16 protein-coding genes are annotated in these 15,936 nt (G+C 45.6%); 8 read left to right on the top strand and 8 right to left on the bottom strand.

Going from position 1 to position 15,936, the window contains the following annotated elements:
- Positions 1-80 precede the first annotated feature (80 nt).
- The gene (locus tag OU793_RS11385; RefSeq protein WP_180793899.1) at positions 81-1,595 is read right to left on the bottom strand and encodes a catalase; all 1,515 of its coding nucleotides are present in this window, start codon (positions 1,593-1,595) and stop codon (positions 81-83) included.
- Between the two features lie 256 nt (positions 1,596-1,851).
- Between OU793_RS11385 and OU793_RS11380 the strand changes: the two genes are divergently transcribed.
- On the top strand, positions 1,852-2,208 hold the full coding sequence (locus OU793_RS11380; RefSeq protein WP_020834926.1) for a VOC family protein: 357 nt from the start codon (positions 1,852-1,854) through the stop codon (positions 2,206-2,208).
- 18 nt (positions 2,209-2,226) lie between these two features.
- Here the strand turns inward: OU793_RS11380 and OU793_RS11375 are convergent, their stop codons facing one another.
- Both OU793_RS11375 and OU793_RS11370 read right to left on the bottom strand, forming a co-directional pair.
- On the bottom strand, positions 2,227-2,967 hold the full coding sequence (locus OU793_RS11375) for a DNA-binding transcriptional regulator YciT (protein WP_025499242.1): 741 nt from the start codon (positions 2,965-2,967) through the stop codon (positions 2,227-2,229).
- A 91-nt stretch (positions 2,968-3,058) separates the two neighbouring features.
- The gene (locus OU793_RS11370; RefSeq protein WP_159404285.1) at positions 3,059-3,448 is read right to left on the bottom strand and encodes a VOC family protein; all 390 of its coding nucleotides are present in this window, start codon (positions 3,446-3,448) and stop codon (positions 3,059-3,061) included.
- Between the two features lie 181 nt (positions 3,449-3,629).
- On the opposite strand from OU793_RS11370, the gene OU793_RS11365 reads away from it, so the two are divergent.
- A complete protein-coding gene (locus OU793_RS11365; RefSeq protein WP_015312890.1) occupies positions 3,630-4,106 on the top strand; it encodes a peptide-methionine (S)-S-oxide reductase in 477 nt (158 codons plus the stop codon).
- 238 nt (positions 4,107-4,344) lie between these two features.
- On the opposite strand, the gene OU793_RS11360 is transcribed toward OU793_RS11365, so the two are convergent.
- Positions 4,345-5,838, bottom strand: coding sequence for a DUF1254 domain-containing protein (locus tag OU793_RS11360; protein ID WP_015312889.1), 1,494 nt, complete (start codon positions 5,836-5,838; stop codon positions 4,345-4,347).
- Between the two features lie 175 nt (positions 5,839-6,013).
- Between OU793_RS11360 and OU793_RS11355 the strand changes: the two genes are divergently transcribed.
- The 3 genes from OU793_RS11355 (at position 6,014) to OU793_RS11345 (ending at position 9,093) form a co-directional block, all read left to right on the top strand.
- The gene (locus OU793_RS11355) at positions 6,014-6,976 is read left to right on the top strand and encodes a LysR family transcriptional regulator (protein WP_069521108.1); all 963 of its coding nucleotides are present in this window, start codon (positions 6,014-6,016) and stop codon (positions 6,974-6,976) included.
- Positions 6,977-7,240: 264 nt separating this feature from the next.
- The gene (locus OU793_RS11350; protein ID WP_159404284.1) at positions 7,241-7,681 is read left to right on the top strand and encodes a PTS sugar transporter subunit IIA; all 441 of its coding nucleotides are present in this window, start codon (positions 7,241-7,243) and stop codon (positions 7,679-7,681) included.
- An 11-nt stretch (positions 7,682-7,692) separates the two neighbouring features.
- Positions 7,693-9,093 carry a fructose-specific PTS transporter subunit EIIC gene (locus OU793_RS11345; RefSeq protein ID WP_025553353.1) on the top strand — a complete coding sequence of 467 codons (1,401 nt, stop codon included), beginning with the start codon at positions 7,693-7,695 and terminating at the stop codon, positions 9,091-9,093.
- Positions 9,094-9,165: 72 nt separating this feature from the next.
- Here the strand turns inward: OU793_RS11345 and OU793_RS11340 are convergent, their stop codons facing one another.
- The gene (locus tag OU793_RS11340) at positions 9,166-10,221 is read right to left on the bottom strand and encodes a nitronate monooxygenase family protein (protein ID WP_159404283.1); all 1,056 of its coding nucleotides are present in this window, start codon (positions 10,219-10,221) and stop codon (positions 9,166-9,168) included.
- Between the two features lie 278 nt (positions 10,222-10,499).
- On the opposite strand from OU793_RS11340, the gene OU793_RS11335 reads away from it, so the two are divergent.
- Positions 10,500-12,065, top strand: coding sequence for a bifunctional UDP-sugar hydrolase/5'-nucleotidase (locus OU793_RS11335; protein ID WP_159404282.1), 1,566 nt, complete (start codon positions 10,500-10,502; stop codon positions 12,063-12,065).
- A 33-nt stretch (positions 12,066-12,098) separates the two neighbouring features.
- The gene (locus tag OU793_RS11330; protein ID WP_159404281.1) at positions 12,099-13,541 is read left to right on the top strand and encodes a hypothetical protein; all 1,443 of its coding nucleotides are present in this window, start codon (positions 12,099-12,101) and stop codon (positions 13,539-13,541) included.
- A 73-nt stretch (positions 13,542-13,614) separates the two neighbouring features.
- On the opposite strand, the gene OU793_RS11325 is transcribed toward OU793_RS11330, so the two are convergent.
- Entirely contained in the window at positions 13,615-14,151 is a 537-nt protein-coding gene (locus tag OU793_RS11325) for a TetR/AcrR family transcriptional regulator (protein WP_159404280.1), read from the bottom strand.
- 125 nt (positions 14,152-14,276) lie between these two features.
- Here OU793_RS11325 and OU793_RS11320 point away from each other — a divergent pair, with 125 nt between their 5' ends.
- The gene (locus OU793_RS11320; protein ID WP_005481464.1) at positions 14,277-14,498 is read left to right on the top strand and encodes a hypothetical protein; all 222 of its coding nucleotides are present in this window, start codon (positions 14,277-14,279) and stop codon (positions 14,496-14,498) included.
- A gap of 99 nt (positions 14,499-14,597) precedes the next feature.
- On the opposite strand, the gene OU793_RS11315 is transcribed toward OU793_RS11320, so the two are convergent.
- Together OU793_RS11315 and OU793_RS11310 are read right to left on the bottom strand one after the other, a co-directional pair.
- Positions 14,598-14,969 (bottom strand): VOC family protein, encoded by a 372-nt coding sequence (locus OU793_RS11315; protein WP_005395273.1) that lies wholly within the window; start codon positions 14,967-14,969, stop codon positions 14,598-14,600.
- A 59-nt stretch (positions 14,970-15,028) separates the two neighbouring features.
- Positions 15,029-15,919 (bottom strand): LysR family transcriptional regulator, encoded by an 891-nt coding sequence (locus OU793_RS11310; RefSeq protein ID WP_005498006.1) that lies wholly within the window; start codon positions 15,917-15,919, stop codon positions 15,029-15,031.
- Positions 15,920-15,936 lie beyond the last annotated feature (17 nt).

Raw genomic sequence — 15,936 nt, 5'->3', positions numbered from 1 at the left:
GACAGAAAATGGCCTACGGGAGCCCTGATTTTCGGGCAGAAAAGAGCAGATACTTCTCCCGCAGGCCAAAACTTTACGCCTTACATCATCGCTTTGTTTTTCACTTGCGAGAGATTGGTATCGGTCGCTTCAGCAAGACGCGAACCGTATTCTTTGTCTGCACGATAGAAATAGCTCACCATCGTCGCTTTGATGTCTTTATCCATTACCTTATTCAGGTCGCCCGCTAGGTTAGCAATCAGATCGCTTCTGTCTTGTTCATTCATGCTGCGGTACAACACGCCAGCTTGATAGAAATCTCGTGGTTTACTGATCGCTTTTTGCTGAACCGTACCGACGAGCTTGGTTTCTACCGCTTTAAACTGATTGTCTTCAGCCAAGTTAAGCTTACGGCTTGGTTCATAATTTACGTCCCCATTGCTCAGCTGCGCGTTATTGCTCAAACCATTTTGATTATGATTACTAACAGACGATAACGGACGGTTCACTGGCAGCTGGAACAAGTTCGCGCCTAAGCGGTAAAGCTGAGTATCGGCGTAAGCAAACAAACGGCCTTGCAACAAACGGTCTTCCGATGGCTCAATACCTGGGATCAGGTTTGAAGGTGCGAATGCCGACTGTTCGGTTTCTAAAAAGAAGTTTTCCGGCAGACGATTAAGCGTCATGGTGCCCACTTTGCGATCCGGTACATTCAACCACACTTTGGTTGCATCAAGGCCGTTGTAATCCAACTTGCTTAACGCTTCTGGCGATAACACCTTCACGTACAGATCCCACTTAGGGTAGTTTCCGCGACCAATTTCGGCATACAAATCATTCGTAAGGTGATTGAAGTCTTTACCCTGCATTTCCGTCACTTCATTAGGACGAAGACTCTTAATGCCTTGTTGGCTCTTCCATTGGAACTTCACATAGTTCACATCACCTTGTTGGTTGATCCACTTGTAAGCGTGAACGCCAAAGCCATCCATTGTGCGATAGCTCGCTGGCGTGCCAAGATTGCTGTACACCCAAGTCAGCATGTGAGTCGCACTTGGTTCATGGCTAAAAAAGTCAAAGAATCGGTTTGGATCCTGAACGTTGGTAACAGGAGATGGTTTTAGAGAGTGCACCATATCCGGAAACTTAATTGAATCGCGGATAAAGAACACAGGCAGGTTGTTCCCTACCAGATCCCAGTTGCCCTGTTCAGTATAAAATTTAGTGGCGAAACCACGAGGATCGCGAAGTGTCTCTGGCGATCCTTTTGAGTGAATAACGGTTGAAAAACGAACGAAAACTGGAGTCACCTTTCCCTTTTCAGTGAAAGGATCGGATACCGTTAAATCACTAAAATCGCCAGACGCAACAAATTCACCGTGCGCACCCGTGCCACGTGCGTGTACAACTCGCTCAGGAATACGCTCTCTGGCAAAACGTTGCAATTTTTGGATCAGGTGAACGTCTTGCAGCAATACGCTGCCGTTTTCACCTGCTGTGATTGAATTTTGGTTGTCACCGACGGGTGCACCGTTATCTCTTGTCAGGGTTTGCGCCTGTAGAGATGTGCTGGCTAAGCCAACTGTAATTAATAAAAAGCTTTTTGACATCTGCATGGTTGCTCTCCAATGCGTGCTAACCATTTAGTCCACGAATGGTAAATGGATATTCAAAAGCTCTTTTCTGCCCACGAAGAATATATCTTCAAAGATTCCATTTGTTTAATGGGAATTGGCGATAGATTTGATAGGGATAAACGATGAAAGTTTTCGTTTTTCATCTATTTAGATTAAAAAACAAACCAAAAGCATGAGAATCTCGCGGCGAGAGTGATTACACTGAATAAACATCACCAAGCAGAAAGGATATCGCATGCATCAACATGAAAAATTGAACTACGTTGAATTTGGTACGCCCAATATCGGTGCCACTAAGGCGTTTTTTGAGCACGTTTTTGGTTGGCAATTTGTCGACTACGGCCCTGACTACGCGGCCTTTTCTGGCCAAGGTTTGGATGGCGGATTTTATTCGGCAGAACAAGTCAGTCAAACCTCAAACGGCGCAGCACTATTGGTGTTCTATAGCTCTGATATTCACGCCACGTTAGAAAAAGTAGCGAAGTTTGGCGGACAAATCATCCGCCCTATTTTCGAGTTTCCGGGCGGATGTCGTTTCCACTTCACGGAGCCAAGCGGAAACGAGTTTGCAGTGTGGTCAGAGAGTCTCTGAGTCATCGGTATTGTGTTGTTAACCCAACACCACTTCAACGCCGAGTTTTCTCAACTGTTCGAGGTCGCTTTTCGGAGCGGCTTTGTCAGTTAACAACACTGAGATTTCGTTTGTCTTGCCAATCGACGAAGGATAAATCTGACCAAACTTGCTGGAATCCGTCAGTACGATATTGCGTCTTTTCTTTGCCAGAATGGCCTCTGCAATGTCGGCACGCATCATGTCTCGGCTAGTAAAACCTGTGTCTTGGTGAAATCCGTCAATACCTAAGAAAGCCGTGCTGAAATGAATGTTTTCAATACAGAGTTTGGTGAGCGGGCCAACGAGGCTTTCGCCTTGGTGCTGATACACGCCACCCAACAAGATAATGTTGGCTGATGTATTGCGGATAAGATGCGCAATGTAGGCCGATGGCGTAATGATGGTCACATCGCCGCGCTCGGCTAACGTACGAGCCAATAGCGCATTTGCACTGCCCCCTTCAATCAGCACCGTCTCATTCGGTGCGACCAAATCCGCGGCTTTGTTAGCAAGTGTTTGTTTAATATCAAAACGCACTTCTAAGCGAGTATCTATATCATCACTTTGCAGTGCGGTAGCAGCGCCGTGAACACGCTTTAAGTAGCCCTGTTGCTCAAGAAAATTCAAATCCTGCCTGATGGTCACGCCCGACACGCCGATGATGTCAGAAAGCTCCGTAACTTGAACGCGTTTACGGTCATTCACTAATTGCAGAATTTCATTTTGTCTTGGATTCACAGGCTCGCTCCTTATTGATGAGCTTGCAGTATACGCCCGAATACTTTCATATGAAAGCAGCCTGTGAACAGGATCAATAAGCTAAGTCGCGTTAAACGGTAAGCTCAATACGGTTGCCATCTGGATCTAATACGCAGCTTTCGTAATAACCATCGCCAGTGTATCTCGGCCCGTCAATACTTTGATAACCATCTTCCACCAAGGTTTTGGTTATTTTGTCAACGGCCTGCTCTGATCCTAATGCGAAGGCAAAGTGTGCCAACCCTGTTACTTGCATCGAGTGAGAGTTTTCACAGGCGGTCACTCCTTCCATCGACATCAACTCCAATCGAGCACCACTTTCAAACGAAAGAAAGTAAGACGAAAAATGCTTCTTCGGATTGTGGTATTTATCGTTGGATACGGCGTTAAAATATTTCTCATAAAAGCTTTTCAGCTCTTCCAAACGCTCTGTCCAAATTGCGACATGTTCTATTTTCATATTGGCTCTCTTCGTAAGTATTTGTGATTCAATAATTGCTGGCATTGGCATCAAATCTAACGAGGACGACTTGAATGAAAAAGAGAGCAAATCACTGCAACCTTGTTCCTGTTTTATGGTAGGAGTTGTGTTTGCAAGACGGTGTTGTTCATAATGGCGCAAAGTTTTACAGGATAACATGATGGAAGAGATTTACTTCGCAGGCGGCTGCCTTTGGGGCGTACAAGAATTTATGCGCCACCTTCCGGGCGTAATCAGCACCGAAGCTGGACGCGCAAATGGCAAGACGGATAACACTCAATCTGAATACGATGGCTACGCAGAATGCGTTCGCACCGAGTTTGATCCAAGCCAAGTGTCGGTTGAAACCTTAATGGGCTATTTCTTTGAAATCATCGACCCATATAGCATCAACAAGCAAGGGGACGATGTTGGTGAAAAGTACCGTACCGGCGTATACAGCCGTGATACCAAGCACCTTGAAATCGCCAAATCGTTTATAGCAACAAGAGACGATGCCGATAAGATTGCGGTTGAAGTCTTACCACTAAAAAACTACGTTCCAAGCGACGAAGAGCATCAAGATAGACTCACTCGTTTCCCAAACGATTACTGTCACATCCCTCTAGACCTGCTGCATAAATACAAGAACAAGTAGCCTGCTGAGTGTAAGCGACAAGTAGCTCCAGCATACCTTGTAGTACGGAATCATCCGATTTAGTAACGGCAGGATTCACGAACTGGAGAAATAGCGAAGATTTTCATTTTATGACCTAATCATTATCGTTACATAGACTAAATAATGGCCATCATTTTTGGTTGTAAAAAATAACGAGAGGAGCAATTAAATTACTCCTCTGTAAACCATCAAATAAATTTATAAATATTGATTCTTTCTATTTGATTTTTAACACGTCGTCAGGCTTCCAAGTCTGGTCAAAGAATTCAATACCCGTTCCGTACAAACGAATTGCGGTTAAGAAATCTCTGCCCGGAATGGTTTTAATATAATTGGACTCTGGTGCGCCATTAGGAAGCTGAGGTCCAAAATATAAATCGATTGAACCGTCTGTGTTTTTCTCTATGTTGTCAAAACCATTTTTAGAAGGGAGTAACTGCGATGTTTCTGGCATGGTGCCATCCACTACGTTGTACAGTGTCACAGCCCAAAAGAGTTTTGCTGGTGGGTTTGCAGGCAGATGAAGCTTGTATTGATGGCTACCATTTAGAATGTCACCCTTACTATCTCGCACAGTGAACGGATACTTCGAGCCTGCATTCATCGTACGCATCACCATCGCTGGCGCTGAAGAGTACGCATACTGGAAGAAAGCGGCACGTTGGTCAATATCCAAATATGACTCCTGCATGTATTCAGACGTCGCACCAGCCCAAGCTCGTTCATATTGACGATCCTTGTAGTAAAGATTACGTTCGTCTTTGCGGCCCAATAGGCGCTGCGCGGTGATCATTTTAGGAGCGGTTTTTACCGCTTTCTCAAGCAGTTGTTTTTCTTCAACGGTGGGATTAAACGGCTTACCTTTTACGATACCAATCGACGCAAGTACGCCTCGTAGCTCTGGAGAGATGGCAGAAATTGGCTCTTCATCCACAAACTGTTTCATTTTCTCCCAGTAAGAGAAGTCGGTTGGATACATCATGTTGATGCGTTGACCAGAAGCGTTTGGAAATTTCATCGGTTGGATGTTTTTCTCTTCATCCCACAATGGATAAATACGAGTCTGTTCTGCAATCTTGACAGCATCTGATGGGTCAGCGCCGTTTTCGCCTTTCTTCATGACGGTTCTAAAGAACAAGAACACGTTGTTGGTGCTCGATGTAAATGTGAAATATCCTTTCGGTACAGGTCCGTCATAGTTCGGTGGGAGCAACAAATACAAGCCACCGCGAGCACGATCTGGGCCAATCAAACCGACATCAGTGATCGTTCGTTGGAAAAAGTCTGTGAACATGCCAATTACTTTTGGCGGCGCAGCGACAACCAACGGGCCTGTTTCTTTCAGATCGAGATAGTTCATAGAGTAGACAACATCCGCATTTGGTGTCGGAACTAACGTTCTCGAATCCATTCGGTCTTTCCAAATTGGCAACACGTTGTAACCCTTGCCAAACTTACTTTCCGAACCATCACGCATGCCAATCACATTCATAGCAGGCTGCATTTGGTAGTACGCACTAATGGCTCTTTGGTAATACAACTCTTGGACGAGTTTTTCCGCTTCGTTTTGCGTGGGCCAGTTACCTTCCCATTGCTGTTGAACAAGAGAGGACTCATTGGCATTCGGCGCAGCATAAGCGACGGAAGAAAGTGGTAAAGATGACGCAAGTAAGGTCACTAATAGCGCTTTGGGTACCGCTTTTAGGTTCATAATGTGCTCCTGTTTAAGAAATCAACACGTCTCCTAATCACATTACTTCCAACAGCACTTTGGTGATATTGACTTATGTTTATGTCAACTATACCAAATAGAGCATAAATAAACGGCCACAAGTGTGGTACGTTTAGCTGGTATAAAAACCACTATTTGAGCCACGTGATCAACGATGTCCCCATCCAGAAAATTAACGAAAGGTTTATTGCATCAGCTCGATCTTAACCTCTTGAAGGTTTTTATCGTGCTCGCAGAAGAACAGAAAACCGTGCTTGCTGCCAAACGACTGAACATGACTCAGCCAGCAGTCAGCCGCGCGTTATCTCGACTGCGCCAGCACTTTAACGATGAGCTTTTTGTTCGCACTCGGCATGGTTTAAAACCGACTCGAAAAGGTCAACTACTGGCAGACAACTTACCTCGAATTATTGACGAGTTATCCATCGTTCTCGAAGGTTTGGATGATTTTGATGCAGGCTCTCATGCTGCGCATATTCGAATTGCGATCAACAACTTTTTTGGCGTCTCTTTGCCCGCGAAGTTTTACTTAAAGCTCAATAAACTGGCTCCAAACATGGTTTTTAGCATCGAGAACTGGGGGCCTACAACGTTAAACCGGCTGGTGAATGGCGACATTGACCTTGGCATCAACTACAGCCTCAATAACGTTCCGAAAGAAATCTCTCGCCGATATTTAGCCAATGATCATTTCCAAATTTTTGCGAGAGAAGGTCACCCTCTGACGAAGAAGATCGTCACGGTGCAAGACATTGCCTCTTTCCCTATCGTCAGTGCGATCGTGCCAGATTGGAACGAGAAAAAACCTCGCATCATTCAACTCGATCAATCTCAAACACTGGGATTCAACGTCGCCTTTCGATCTGAGTCTATCGCCTCGCTTTTAGAAATTACCGCCACTAGTGATGTTCTCTTTCCCACGTCCATGTATCTGCTACAAAATCATCACCCACGACTCTCAAAACTGACATTAGCAGAATCGATTGTCGAAACACTGGTGTCAGAATCTCAGGAAATCGAGCTCTACATGCATTATCGAAACCGTAGCAACCCGATGTTTAAGTGGCTACTTTCCATCATCAATGAACTGTTCGAATACGATTTTCCTCAAGATTGAGCCGATTTGTCGGTTCAATCGTCACCGCATAAATATCCACCAGCCCTTCACTCACATTTAATTATTGTAACTACAGCGGCCACCACAAATAACTGGAATATAAATCACATAATAAATTTTATAATATTCCGCGTTATTAATGACGGCTATCACACTTAAGCTTGGGTGATACAAAAGTATAGTTATTGTGTTTTTTTTACTATTTCCGAAAACCACTTCATTAATTAAATTTGACTCATTACTTCAGTACCAATGAGTCACAAAATGATTACAGAACTAACAAACGTCAATTTAATTAAAGGCAATCTTCAAGCAAATAATAAAAAAGAAGTCTTTGAAGAGCTAGCGCAAATGCTATTCGAAAATAATCGAATCAGCAGCAAAGAGGCTTTTTTAACCGACATCGAAGCACGTGAAACATTAAGCGTGACTTCAATGGACGGCATCGCCTACCCACACGCAAAAAGCAAAGCGGTCACAGAGCCTGCAATCGCTGTTGGCGCAAAGCGCGAAGGCATCGAGTATGGCGACGAAGAGGGAGTCAAACCGACCGTATTCTTCATGATTGCTTCACCAGATAACGGTGCCGACCACCATATTTATGTTCTTCAAGAATTATTCGGAAAATTTAGCGAAGAGTTTATTGAAGATATTCATAACGCAAAAGACGAAAACCAAATACTAAATATTTTAATTAATTCATAAGGCGTGAAATTATGAGTACAATCACAGCTCAAGCTACTAATAATAGCGATTTCAAAAAACTACTCAGTACCATGAAAGGTCACCTTTTATTCGGTACTTCTCACATGCTTCCATTTATCGTTGCGGGTGGTGTACTACTGGCGCTGGCGGTAATGGCATCAGGTAAAGGTGCGGTTCCTGCGGACGGTTTATTGGCGGATATTTCTAATATCGGTATTAAAGGTCTGGTGCTGTTCCCAATTATTCTTGGTGGCTTCATTGGTTACTCAATTGCAGACAAACCGGCACTTGCTCCAGCGATGATCTCTTCTGGCATCATGGCTGACATGGGCGGCGGCTTCCTTGGTTGTATCGTAGCGGGCTTCATCGCTGGTGGTGTGGTATTCCAACTTAAGAAGATCCCTCTTTCTGCTAACATGACTGCGTTGGGCGCTTACTTCATCTACCCACTTGTTGGTACGCTTATCTCTGCAGGTATCGTTCTATGGGGTATCGGTGAGCCAATCAAGATCTTCATGGCTTCTATGAACGAATTCCTAGCTTCTATGGCTGGCGCTTCTAAAGTGGTTCTAGGTACGATTCTTGGTGGTATGACTGCATTCGATATGGGAGGTCCGATCAACAAAGTAGCAACGCTATTCGCTCAAACTCAAGTTGATACTCAACCATGGCTAATGGGCGGTGTTGGTATCGCAATCTGTACGCCTCCTCTAGGTATGGCACTAGCAACATTCCTATTCAAGAAGAAGTTCACTAAGCAAGAACAAGAAGCAGGTAAAGCAGCAGCAATCATGGGTTCTATCGGTATCTCTGAAGGTGCTATCCCATTCGCAGCAAACGACCCAGTACGCGTTCTTCCTTCAATCGTTGCTGGTGGTATCGTTGGCTGTGTGTTCGGCTTCCTAACAGACGTACTACTACACGCACCATGGGGCGGTCTAATCACAGCACCTGTATCAAGCAACATCCCAATGTACGTTGTAGGTATCGCACTAGGCTCACTAACAACAGCAGTTATCGTTGGCTTCTGGAAACCAGTTGCTGAAGAAGAAGCAGAAGACGAAATCGTAGAAGCAGCACCGACGCAAGCTCAAGCGGCTCCAGCAGCAGGCGAAGGCGAGTACGACATCGTAGCAGTAACATGTTGCCCATCAGGCGTAGCACACACATTCATGGCAGCGAAAGCACTAGAGAAAGCAGGTGCAGCAGCGGGTCTAAAAATCAAAGTAGAAACTCAAGGTCAAAACGGTATCCAGAACCGCATCACTGACCTAGATGTAGCAAACGCGAAGCTGGTTATTCTAGCTCACGATATCCAAGTAAAAGACGCTCACCGCTTTGCAAAAGCAAACGTTGTTGAGTGTTCAACAAAAGAAGCGATGCGTAACGCAGCGACTCTTGTGAAAGCTTAAACCTTAAGCTCCTCCCCCTAAGAGCCCTTTCCCCCAAAGGGCTCTATCTATTGAAAACGCACATTGAATACATCAATTCAAATCAATCCCTTCCACTAATGACAGTGTCATTTCTGCTGCCGAAACTTCTTTGCAACCCGACGAATTTTGTCCGCACCACAACGGCGTAAATTCATCTCGGTTTTGCTTCTCCATAAGCGCTCTTAACTGAGTCATTTCAATGGAAGCATATGGGAATTTCGGCGCAGACTCACAGATGTAGCCTAGCTCCGACATCGCGCGATTCACAATGCCTCGTGCTGGCCTGCCCGAGAAAACATTAGTCACCGCCGTATGCTGCGCGCGCTCACTGGCAATCGCATATCGATGTAAAGACGAGGTTTTTGCCTCATCACACAACAAATAGGCGCTGCCAACCTGCACGGCACTTGCTCCTAACTTTAGCGCGGCTTCAACACCGCTTTTATCGGCAATTCCTCCTGCTGCAATAACAGGTAAATTCACGCGCTTAACGATTTGCGGTAACAACGCCATCAAGCCTAATTGAGTAGATAAATCATCCGATAAAAACATGCCTCGGTGTCCACCAGCCTCCAAGCCTTGAGCAATAATGCCGTCAACGCCTTTTGCTTCCAGCCACAGTGCTTCATCCAAAGTGGTCACTGTCGAAAGGATCTTCCCTCCCCAGCCTCTAATTCGCGCTAACAAGTCATCGGCAGGCAAACCAAAGTGGAAACTGGTCACTGGCGGTGCAAATGGTTCAATCGCGTCAGCAATATCATGATTGAAAGGCATCCTTGTCGGAGCGTTTGGCTGAGCCTGTACGGTTGCACCAACTTCAGCAAAATACGGTTGCAGCGTTTTTTGCCACTCTTCGTGCTTGTTAGCGTCGTATTCCGGCATTTCATGGCAAAAGAAGTTGAGGTTGAATGGTCGATTGGTCGCCTGTTTAATAAGTTGAAGTTCTTTAACGATGGCGTCTTTATTCAGCATTCCACAAGGTAACGAGCCAAGCCCGCCAACATTACTCACTGCAATGGCCATTTGGCTATCTTGCACGCCAGCCATTGGGGCTTGAATAATCGGTAACTCTGTCCCCAAAAGTGCATTAAATGCGTTGTTTTTCATCGTTCTTCCTTGAGTTCATCCAACTGAGTTTTTGTTGTTTTATGCGAGTTTTCACTAGTGCGCATCAATATGTCCACTATCTCATATCGGCTAATTTTCACCCAACTGCGTTGTTATTTCTGTGCACTCAACGCCCACTCAAAATGATATTCCGCGTCAATTAGCGATTACTGACATGAATTTATGTGATCCAATTCAATCGCCTGAGTTACGTGCTTTTTTAAAGTTGCTCTGTTTCGCGAAACCTTACTTCTTACTCAACTTTTACCGGATCAACTATGAAGACATTTTCTAAAAAGCCGTTGCTGTATGCGTTAGCGGCGTTCTCTATCGGTGTGTCATTTTCTTCCTTTGCGGAAATTCGCAACGTCACGTTACTGCACACTAATGACATTGAAAGCGTTTATGAGCCTGTTGACGCATTTTGGAATCCAGACATTAGCCGCATTGGCGGTATTCCTTACCTTGCCACGCTGATCAAACAAACTCGCGCGCAAGAGGAGACCAGTTTCTTGTTCGATGCGGGGGACATTTTCACTGGTTCACTCGCGAAAAAAACGCAAGGCAAGCTCTCTTTCGATTTGTACAGCGCGATGGGCTACGACGCGATAACGCTCGGTAACCACGAATTTGAATACGGCTGGCAAACCTTGAAAGAGAACATGCCAAGAGCCGCCTACCCCGTGCTCAATGCCAACATCAAGTTTGAGCAAAACAATGCGCCTTTTGCTTCGCCATATACCATTGTTGAACGCGATGGCATTCGTGTCGGTGTGATTGGGGTAATGGGCGTTGATGCCTTCTACAACACTATGTGGAAAGGTAATCGCAAAGGTTTGACTATCGACGATCCAATCAAAACCACTCAGTTCTGGGTTGATAAGATCCGCGACGAAGTGGACATGGTTGTCGTGCTCACCCACCAAAATAAAACGGCACCAATGCAAACCGACAAAGAAGCCGATCCTGAAGTGCAACGCGGCTTTGATGAAGATTACGACATGGCAGGCAAGCTAAAAGGGGTCGATGTAATTTTTGGCGGCCACTCTGACCATGGCTTATGGAAACCTGTCGTGCACCCAAAAACGGGCACAGTTATCGGCCTCACTTTCGGCCAAGGTAAATACTTGGGTTACACTAAATTCGTTGTAGACACCGAAAAGCACGACGTAAAACTACTGGACGGAAAACTGATCCCTGTCGAGTCAGACAAGCTTGAGCGCGACAAGAAAACCAGCGATCTTATCGCCAATGCTCGCAAACAATACCCAGAGCTTGGTCAGCAGTTGGCGACCATTAATGACACGGCGTACCGACGTTATTATCGCGAATCCAACGTAGGTAATTTAGTAGCAGATATGATGCGCGAAGCCGCTAAAGCGGATGTGGGTATGATCAGCTCGGGCAGTATTCGCGTTGACCTCAACAAAGGCCCAGTAACGATGGAAAACGTAATGGATCTTTTCCCATTCACAGATAAACTTTCCGTCGTAAAACTCAACGGTGTACAGTTGAAAGAACTGTTGGAGTACAGCTACACCTTGCCTTACGGTCTGGCACAATTCTCCGGTATTGAAGCGCACTACGACAACGCAAAACCGCAAGGTAAACGCCTGCTCAGCCTGAACGTAAATGGCAAACCAGTGAACGACTCGCAATCATACAAAGTGGCCACTTACTCTTACGCAGCGAGCGGGGGCGACGGTTATCATGTATTTGAAAAAGGCACGTTAGAGTCGCAAGGTGATTCAGTCACCCAAGTATTGATTGACCAATTTAAAGCCAAGAAAGACGTTATCGTTCCGGCGCTGGGTCGCCAAGTGGATGTCAGTGTCAAAGAGTGAGTCTCTGACAAATAACCTCAAAGGATAAGCACCATGACTTTTCGTCGAGAATACAATGGCTGTAAATCATTTGGCTGCCCTAATTGCGGCGTGCCTGATCTCAGTTTGTATTCGCGCTCAAATCGGCTTGGCTACGATGCGTGGCATTGCCCTGAGTGTGGGGCTTATCCTCCGGTTTTGATTAACGAGCCGATACTCGCATTGGCTCATCAACTACAACAGCAAACCTTTGAGTTGAAGCTATTGCCTCATTGCGAATGCCGATTACCTGCTTGGCAACGTTACGGGAGAACCGCCGTCGGTAGCCCAAGAGTAAAGTGTCGCTGCTGTCAAAAAACCGCAACGCTGCTGAACCCGAACAAAGAATCCCACACACTCCAACCACTGCTTGATGCTCTATTGGCCGAGGTTTCACCCAAAGATTTACAGTATAAATTGGGCTTAAATCATCGCCGTTTTTCACAATCTCTTGAACGTTTGGCAAGTATGCTGGACACTTTTAGTCGCTTATACGAACGTCACTTATCGTTCTCGAATATCCAAACTCGCTCCTTTGTTCAAGTGGCGCGCTCTGGTTTTCGCCACCATGGCCGAGAACAACGTGCAGCGCATGTTTGGACACTATGCAGCGCCGATGCCCAAACGGGTTACGTGCTTTTGCTCAGTGACAACGCTTGGTTTCCTCAGACAGAGATGTCAGAGCACGTCATTCCTCAACCGCTTTGGGAGCCAAGCCGTTACCAGTTAACGCAGCAAGAAGAAGCGCCAAACGAATCAGATGTATTTCTCCAAGCACAGCGCACTTACGACAAAATTCTTAGCCGCAGCCAATTTGACCAACTCGCTTACTGCGATGGTTCGCACGCGAAATCAAAAGAAGTGCTACTCACCCGCCCAGTTTTTGCTGCGCACGCGCACATGCAAAACTTGGCGAAATACTTTGCGAACAAAGTGCCGAAACGCTTTGTCCTCGAACATGAAAGCTTTTTACGAGGGGCTGCGATCACCGCTTTTACCTCCGCCATTAAGCGGGGCACGACGCAACTCTATTATTGCCATATTGGACAAAGTGAGGAAAACCTGAGCTTAAATCATGCAAAGCAAAAGATGAGTTGGTGGGATGAAACATGGCGTCGTGGGAACATCCAAAATCAATATGGGAGTTGGCAAGTGGGGATGGGGTGGCTGACTCAAAAAAGCGCAAGACCATCGGAATCGATAGACGAATTAATCCCGACACACCCGAATTGGAGCAGCGAGTTTTGGAACCGTTATACCCAATGGTTACCACCAAGCTACGCTGCCCACTTGAGTTTGCAGCGCATTAAACAGTGGCAAGCGATTTATCGATTTCTCTATAACTACTCAGCCATGCAATCACCACCAAAAGTTGGGGTGGATGAGATCGACCTGTCTCGCGTCGATAGCATAGCCGAATCAATCAACCGCTCGGTTAACGCTCCTGTACACCTTTGAACGCTCGAACAAGAAGGCTTCATCAAAACCGATGTTGTTTGAAATGCTGGATCTAAGATTCGACTTTTAACCATTAGCCAAGTGATTCAATGGGAATGATTTGCCGAAACTTAGCATGAAGATCTGTAAGCGCAGCTTCAACATCTGGTTCTGCTCGGCTTAAATGTGCGATTAGCGTCATGAAGTAGCAGTCAAAAATCAACGGTATTTTGTCTTCAAGAACAGAACTTACGCTCGCAGATTGAAACAAAGCTTGGTTAAACGACTGGTAATAATCCAAATCCCAAATCGCCTCTTTCAACAAGGCTCGGCTCAACTCGACGTTCGCAAAATAGTAGCGATAGTATTTCTCCGTCAGCGCCAAACCAATTTCGATAGCTGTCTTACCTTCCACACTGACTAGCGTCTCTTGGCTGATCTGTTGCAGTTGCGTCAGCATCCCTTCGCGCAAAATCGACAGTTTGGTCGGGAAGTGGCTGAATACCGTACCATCGGCGACTCCTGCTTCTCTCGCAATCTGCCTTGTGGTCGTCATGTCATAGCCATTCTGAGCAAAAGATGCCCACGCGGCTTTTAGGATTTTGTCTCTGGTTTGTTGTCGCTTCGTCATTGATGTATCTGCTTAATGAGCCTGAAAGGATCATACCTTGAGCGGCTGACATTGACAAATTGAGCGCGCTCAATTATAAAAAATGAGCACGCTCAATTTTTATATAAAAACAAAAGGAATCGCTCATGTACGTATTAAACAAACTAGGCCAAGGATTGATTTTCTTGCCGACCATATTCTGCTTTTCTTATATTTTAAGACCAATATTGATGGTGATTCTCATACCAGGTGGACTCGCACTTTTGGCGTTAATCGGTGGGGCAGAAGTCAGAGCAGAACTCAAAGCCATGCTGCTTGAGGAGCTTTTTGGGGTCAGTCCATCACACACCACCTCGAAAAAGGCGTGAGTGCGCGAGAAACGTTGGCAAGGTTAAGCAAAAACAAAACGTGCAGTATCGAGATCTCAATACCTGCGCGATATAGATGTGGTGAAAAGAGGACTGGCGTTAATCAGTATTCATGTTCTGACCGATTCGCCATAAAACGCCACTAGGGTCAAACAAACAACATTCGCGCATACCCCAAGGTTGCTCGACCAGCTCAGTTAAACGCGAACCAAATTCCTCATGGCCTACTTTGGATAAGTGCTGATGCCAGCTTTCTGCGTCTTCTACGAGCAAATGCATCATGAAGTTGTTGCCGTGTTCTGGCTCATAAAAATTCTGTAAAAGAAACGCGCAACTGCCTTGAGAGAAGTACGCCACATCACCGAAGTCTGACGCCATATCAAAGCCTATCGCCTCATAAAAACGTTTTGAGAGCGCGTAATCTTTCGCTGGAACAAATGATTTGATTTCAACAATATTGAGGTTTTCCATTTCCAATTTCCTAAGCCCTTTTCCATCAAACTGACTGACGTAATCACGCTCTACGCCTTCTATTCGCCTTGCGTATTTTGCTGCGATGGTAGTGGTACACACTCTACCATTTGCGTTTGTAACCACGTGATGAATTTATGTTCGAGTTCTGTACGCTTTTTATCTTGGCTCAATAAAACATAATTGCAACCTGATAGCACAAAACCAAATGGCGCGACCAAATTACCGCGCTTAATATCGTCCATAACAAAAGGATACGATCCCATCGCCGCGCCTAAGCCATCCACCGCGGCTTGTATGCAAAAATAAAAATGCGCAAATGATTGCTGAGTGTTGCCGTTGAAGGTTTCACAACGTGTTGATTGCTGCCAATCCACCCAAGCATGCGGTCTAGTTTGGCTATTCAACAATCGAACTGCATCCAAATCGTCTTGAATGGATTGCCAATATTCAGGAGAAAATACTGGCCCCACCCACTCTTCCACAAGAATGGTTTTGTTGTAATCGTGCTGCTGAGCAAAATCGTCTCGACGAATCGCCATCGAAAGCCCTGTTGCTCCTAATGTTACCGGGCCTCCAGCCGTCGACAAACGAACATCAGCACGGTGTTCATCATTAAACGCAGCAAGCCTTGGCATCAACCAACGCATGGTTAATGTCGGTTCACAAGACACTTCAAGATGCTGATGCTTTTCTTGAATGAGTGTATTCACGCCTGTTTCTAGCGTTTGGAATGCCGTTTTTGTGTATGTCTTGAGTAATTCGCCTTCTGCCGTCAACACGGATTTCCTGCCCTCTTTCAAAAACAAAGGTTGCGACAGATATTGCTCAAGTTGCTTGATCTGCTTACTCACGGCTCCGTGGGTGATGTTCAGTTTGTCAGCCGCTTCAGTGTAGCTTGAAGAGCTCGCCGCAACGTGGAAGACATAGAAAGATTTTAGGTGACGCATTTGTGAGTTTTTCTCAC

Origin of the sequence: Vibrio sp. VP6 (genome assembly GCF_028823755.1) — a bacterium.
GTDB lineage: Bacteria > Pseudomonadota > Gammaproteobacteria > Enterobacterales > Vibrionaceae > Vibrio > Vibrio parahaemolyticus.
The sequence above is the reverse complement of the archived record's forward strand: the minus strand, read 5'-3'. Positions and strand labels throughout refer to the sequence as shown.

What these genes read in the sequence shown, in the direction of transcription:
- OU793_RS11385 (WP_180793899.1), bottom strand. Translation starts at nt 1,595, where the DNA reads ATGCAGATGTCAAAAAGCTTTTTATTAATTACAGTTGGCTTAGCCAGC.
- OU793_RS11335 (WP_159404282.1), top strand. Translation starts at nt 10,500, where the DNA reads ATGAAGACATTTTCTAAAAAGCCGTTGCTGTATGCGTTAGCGGCGTTC.
- OU793_RS11345 (WP_025553353.1), top strand. Translation starts at nt 7,693, where the DNA reads ATGAGTACAATCACAGCTCAAGCTACTAATAATAGCGATTTCAAAAAA.
- OU793_RS11340 (WP_159404283.1), bottom strand. Translation starts at nt 10,221, where the DNA reads ATGAAAAACAACGCATTTAATGCACTTTTGGGGACAGAGTTACCGATT.
- OU793_RS11350 (WP_159404284.1), top strand. Translation starts at nt 7,241, where the DNA reads ATGATTACAGAACTAACAAACGTCAATTTAATTAAAGGCAATCTTCAA.
- OU793_RS11315 (WP_005395273.1), bottom strand. Translation starts at nt 14,969, where the DNA reads ATGGAAAACCTCAATATTGTTGAAATCAAATCATTTGTTCCAGCGAAA.
- OU793_RS11325 (WP_159404280.1), bottom strand. Translation starts at nt 14,151, where the DNA reads ATGACGAAGCGACAACAAACCAGAGACAAAATCCTAAAAGCCGCGTGG.
- OU793_RS11370 (WP_159404285.1), bottom strand. Translation starts at nt 3,448, where the DNA reads ATGAAAATAGAACATGTCGCAATTTGGACAGAGCGTTTGGAAGAGCTG.
- OU793_RS11380 (WP_020834926.1), top strand. Translation starts at nt 1,852, where the DNA reads ATGCATCAACATGAAAAATTGAACTACGTTGAATTTGGTACGCCCAAT.
- OU793_RS11330 (WP_159404281.1), top strand. Translation starts at nt 12,099, where the DNA reads ATGACTTTTCGTCGAGAATACAATGGCTGTAAATCATTTGGCTGCCCT.
- OU793_RS11310 (WP_005498006.1), bottom strand. Translation starts at nt 15,919, where the DNA reads ATGCGTCACCTAAAATCTTTCTATGTCTTCCACGTTGCGGCGAGCTCT.
- OU793_RS11320 (WP_005481464.1), top strand. Translation starts at nt 14,277, where the DNA reads ATGTACGTATTAAACAAACTAGGCCAAGGATTGATTTTCTTGCCGACC.
- OU793_RS11360 (WP_015312889.1), bottom strand. Translation starts at nt 5,838, where the DNA reads ATGAACCTAAAAGCGGTACCCAAAGCGCTATTAGTGACCTTACTTGCG.
- OU793_RS11355 (WP_069521108.1), top strand. Translation starts at nt 6,014, where the DNA reads ATGTCCCCATCCAGAAAATTAACGAAAGGTTTATTGCATCAGCTCGAT.
- OU793_RS11365 (WP_015312890.1), top strand. Translation starts at nt 3,630, where the DNA reads ATGGAAGAGATTTACTTCGCAGGCGGCTGCCTTTGGGGCGTACAAGAA.